Raw genomic sequence first — 4705 nt, 5'->3', positions numbered from 1 at the left:
GCCTGGACCAGGAACGCCGGATCGGCCTTCTCCGGATGGGCCATCATCAAGTAGGCCTTGAGCTGATCGTAGGCCAGCGTGGCCCGCGCCGCGCGCTCAGGGCTGTCGGCGGGCAACTTGACCAGGGCGTTGAGTTGACGCTGCAAATTCGCCGCCGCCGGGTCGCGCAGCAGGCGGTGATTGGCCTCGACATACCGCGGCCACAAGGTCTCGAGCAGTGGCGCGTTCTGGCTCAGGCCGAAGCGCTGGTACCACGGCACACCGTGGGTGGCGCGGTAATCGAGGCGACCGAGCTCGCGCATCAGCTCATTCAGCGCGCACAATTGCTCATCGCCCTGCCCGGCCTGGTCCAGACCGGCCAAGGCGTCCTGCACCTGGACGATGTGCGCGCGGTTGCTGGCGAAGGACAGCAACAGGCCGGTGCCCCAGAGGAGCACAAGGCCCATCACCGCGGCATAGGCGATGCGGGGTGCGGGCCAGCCGAGGCGGCCCAAGTGCGGGCGTTTGTCCGCGAGCACGCCTTGCCAGGCCGGGTCCAGCGGCCAAAAGTTGTCCTGGTTGGCCTTATACGCGTTGTCGTCCGGATCGCTCTTGCCTGGCGGCAGCGGCAAACTGAACCACAGCCCGCGCAACGGCAAGCCACGGGAAAACTCCCCGAGCAACGGCACCAGCACCTGACGCCAGCGGGCAATACCCTCATCCTTCAAGTCCTGGGACAGGCGCAGCAAAAAGTCATCACCCAACCTGTGCGCGACTTGCGCCAGGCCCATTTGGCGCAGGGGCTCCAGCAGTTGGGTCAGATGGCGTTCCAACTCATCGGCCGTGCCCCGCGCCGACAACGAACACCCCACCGGCTGGGTGGGGCGCGTGCCCTGCGACCACTGGCTCGCGCAGACCTGCCACAGGTACAGCGGCAGTTGCCAGTGCAGCGTGCGGGCCAGATTCTGGAGGTGGCGCACGCCTTTGCCCATGGCGGCAGCATCGCGGCTTTGCGCCTTGTCCAACGCCCAGACCACCCCGTCGAGGGCGCGTCGGCGGCTGAGCTGCTTGCACAGACCAAGCGTCGTCTCGTCGGGCCCAACCTGTGCGCTCCCGGCCCAAATCAACACCGTGTCCTGGCCGTGCAGCCAGCGCTTGGCCACCAGGTCCGGGGCAATGGCGTTGATCTGTTCGGGCTCGCCGACGACCAACAACAGGCGGACTTTGTGGCGCCAGAAGAGGCCGTAGTGCTGGCGTAGGTGTGGTGCCAAGCGAGCGGCGGGCGAGCCGGCGAATTCGGGATCGGGTGTGCTGCGTGTTGGGCCTGGGCCCGCCATCCCCAGCTTGACTCTAAAGCGAGCCACACTCTCCATTGCGCCCAGCACCTTGTAAACCAAACCACCCAGGCCATCGAGGAACAACAAGACCAAGCACGCAATCAGCAGCACGGCCGACCACTGCCATTGCCCGATCTCGGTGTTCACATGGACCAAAGGGTTCTCGACCCAGATCAAAAGGCTACCAACCACCATCACGCAGAGGACGACGATCCAGCCGCCGAGTCTCTTACTTTTCATGACTAATCCTTATCTCAAGGTCATCGAACAGGCTGGACGACAAGCGCTTGCACGGACGTATCGCGCAGCATCACAAGCTGCGGTTGCTGATCCGTACGGGCTTGCTCACTGGCGAGAATCAGCGCGATGTTGCCCACCGCGCATTCCGGTAGGCCCAACGACTTATCCAGTGAGTGAGTCCGGGCAACATCAGGCCGATAGCCCGTGCTGAACAGGGCGAGATGGGCATCCCCCAGCGTTTGCCTGGACATCTGGCTGTGCCAGGTAAAGAACGCCTTGTCCTGTACCGAAAGTTCGCCCCATCTGCATGCATCCTGCAGCGCAGGCGCCGGGTCCATCACCCGCACCGGACGGTGCACCCGTGCCATCGGCGCGACTTCCTGCGCGGTGCAGAGCTCAGCGGTAGCCAGTAGCACCGCCGAGACCGATTCGGCGTGTTCAGGGACGGGTTCCAGAAACAGATTGACCTCAATCGACAGTAAAAGCCGGGCGCGCGGTGGTTCGTCCAGCCAACTGTCCAGCCACATCAACCCATCGTCTGTCGTTGCAAACACCACCTGATCCACAGGCCGTTCGCGGCGTAGGGATGAGCGCCATAACGACAGGATTGCATCGTCACTGAGCACCTGGTTGTGCTTGATCCGCACGCACAGCGGCACGTCGCGGTTGAAGGGCTGCAACTCCACGTCGAGGGCACCGGCCATTTGCTCGAACGAGGCCGCCAAGCGTTGCGCATACTCTTGCTCGGTATGTTGCTGCGCAACTGGCATCAATTGGCTCACACGTATTGTCGGGGAGTTTGCCCCCACGTACACCGCCTGCAATGGCTGGCTGCCGTGGCGCAATGCGTTCGCTAATTGATTACTTCCGGCCGCCGTGCAGTAGGTGCTGCCCACGACCACCACCGCACGCCGGCCCCGCGCAATGAGCGCCTGCTCCTGTTCGTCGCGGCGCTCGCTCCAGCCTTGTACGAAGTCATGCTGGCGCTCATAGGCCAACAACCGCAGGGCATAGGCCAAGAGCCCCAGCACCAACGGCAGCACCACCACGACAGGCGCCAATGGTCCGCTGGCCACAGCACCGCGATCAGGCCGCCGCCCAGCAGCGCGCACAGCGAGGCACCCAAGGCCCAGGGCCCCCGACGTGGGGGCTCGGGCAGTGACAAATGCTCCGGCAATGTCTTGAGGTCGACAGGCACGTCACCGCCTCCCGGCTTGCGTCAATGAAGAGATCAAGGTGCAGCCGCACGCGCAGCGGTGGCCGTGCAAGGCGATCGGACGCCCCAGGTACTGGCTGCCGGTATCGCCTTCGACGATCTGGTTTGACCCGTGTCCCGGCAGCGGACAAAACACCGCATCGCCCACGCACGCCACGGCACGCTGCATAAACTGCATGCCATCGGCGCCGGTCAGCACCACCCCACCCGAAGAAAGACTGTCGCCGACACGAATGACGCTTCTCATGAAACCTCCTGGGCACTGACTGCCGTGCGTGAGTTAACGGGCCACCTTGGGCAGGAAGGAAACATCGACATAGTATTTTTTAGGGTTGTCCCGTTCGATCAACACCTTGACTGTTTCGCCCTGTATATAAGGCGACGGGTCAAACCAGATATTTTCACTCTCAAATACATGCACCTCGCGGGTCACGGGGTTAAGCCACTGGCACACGATCACAAAAGGATTGCGCCCATTCACTTCAAGTTGATGGTTAAATTCAACCGATTGAAACTGCGCGATAACTTCACTGCCATTTCGTTGCAAATAGGCTTTCTTTTTGTTCTTGAGCACACCAACCAACATAATAATGACGCCAATAAACAAAAACACCGCACCCAGAATCGCCAATATAAGTGCCGCGCCCCAAAGGGAAAAATAACTATTAAGTCGTGCATCCTCAGTCTGTTGCGGCGAGTACAGAACCTCTACCGTTTCCCCGATTGAATACGCAGGTCGACTGCTACCGGTACTCGACCTGAACTGGAGCTTCTGCCCCTCATTGGCCACATACTCAATAATCGGAAAGTAACTGGTTGAATCCGCACCACGACTTTTCTCCATCCCCACCACCGTACCCTGGGTGGAAAGCGCGCTGTCCAAGAAATCATTCGAATGCTGATAAGAAACCAACGCACCTAACAGCAGGGCGAGGCCGACTGCCGAAAAGAGGTACTTGATGATTGATAATACTTTCATATTTAACGCTCCTTGAGTTTCATTACAATTGAACAGCTTGGGTTGTTTATTTTGGTTATTTGATTGGTACGGGGTTATTCACGATGCAGCGGGCGGTTCTAGCACCTAAAAATACCCGGCCATTAGCATCAGCCCGTCCATAGGGATCTGCCATCCTTCTGAACACATTGACCCCTCCCCCCCAGTAGGGATTGGCATAACCTTGGCCACGTATGACTTTTGTGTCATATCCGTAAAGGCTTTTGAATACGGGTTTATCCGGACCTTGCGGGTCTTTTACCGGAGAGCGCGCATAGTAATCGGGGTCATACCAATCGCTGACCCACTCATAACCATTGTCAGACATTGAATACAGCCCAAGTGGGTTGGGTGGAAACATATCCACGGGCAATGGCGTGAACGAGTCTGTTGTCCAACCCATTTGAGTTGCAAACTCTATCCGGTCTCCGTCACTGGATATATTTATCCCCTTGGGCTCATACGATTCAGTGCGCATTTCCATTGGCTCTGCCTTATAGGTCCCGTCGTCAGTGGCCACCATTAAAAACTGACCACGACTACGAGCCGCATACTCCCACTGTGCTTCGGTTGGCAATGCAAATGGCTCTCCAGTCAGCGTGGACAACCACTTGCAATAGCTGTCTGCTTCAAACCAATCGATATGGGCTGGCGTATTAGGCAGCGCGTTAATCGCATCCCATTCTTCCTTGATCGCTACTCCTTTCTCCCTTAGTGCGATGCCCTTAGACTTCAAATAAAACTGGAACCCATAATTGGTTATTTTAAATCGACTGATGGAATAGCTACTTAGTTCTACCTTATGCAATGGAGAACTATGTAACTTCATGTCAAATGGCAATTTTTCCGCACCGAATCTAGGACCATAGTCTCCCATGAAAAATTCACCGCCCTCGACGAAGACCAGGTCTGCCTTAACCGCTTTAATAAACGGAT

Annotated in this window: 5 protein-coding genes; all 5 read right to left on the bottom strand. The window is 58.4% G+C overall.

Annotation, left to right across the window (positions count from 1 at the left end; genetic code table 11):
• On the bottom strand, positions 1-1556 hold a 1556-nt coding region (locus tag BMW74_RS24130), incomplete at its 3' end, for an ImcF-related family protein (protein ID WP_305881720.1).
• Between the two features lie 20 nt (positions 1557-1576).
• Positions 1577-2605: a hypothetical protein gene (locus BMW74_RS24125; RefSeq protein WP_093426607.1), complete on the bottom strand. Its 1029-nt coding sequence runs from the start codon at positions 2603-2605 to the stop codon at positions 1577-1579.
• 150 nt (positions 2606-2755) lie between these two features.
• Positions 2756-3019: a PAAR domain-containing protein gene (locus BMW74_RS24120; protein WP_093426606.1), complete on the bottom strand. Its 264-nt coding sequence runs from the start codon at positions 3017-3019 to the stop codon at positions 2756-2758.
• 33 nt (positions 3020-3052) lie between these two features.
• Positions 3053-3751, bottom strand: a complete 699-nt coding sequence (locus tag BMW74_RS24115; RefSeq protein ID WP_093426605.1) for a DUF3592 domain-containing protein — start codon at positions 3749-3751, stop codon at positions 3053-3055.
• A 55-nt stretch (positions 3752-3806) separates the two neighbouring features.
• Positions 3807-4705, bottom strand: an 899-nt coding sequence (locus BMW74_RS24110; RefSeq protein WP_093426604.1) for a formylglycine-generating enzyme family protein, incomplete at its 5' end; no start/stop codon positions are given.

Origin of the sequence: Pseudomonas sp. ok272, from assembly GCF_900109995.1 — a bacterium.
Classification (GTDB): domain Bacteria; phylum Pseudomonadota; class Gammaproteobacteria; order Pseudomonadales; family Pseudomonadaceae; genus Aquipseudomonas.
The sequence above is the reverse complement of the archived record's forward strand: the minus strand, read 5'-3'. Positions and strand labels throughout refer to the sequence as shown.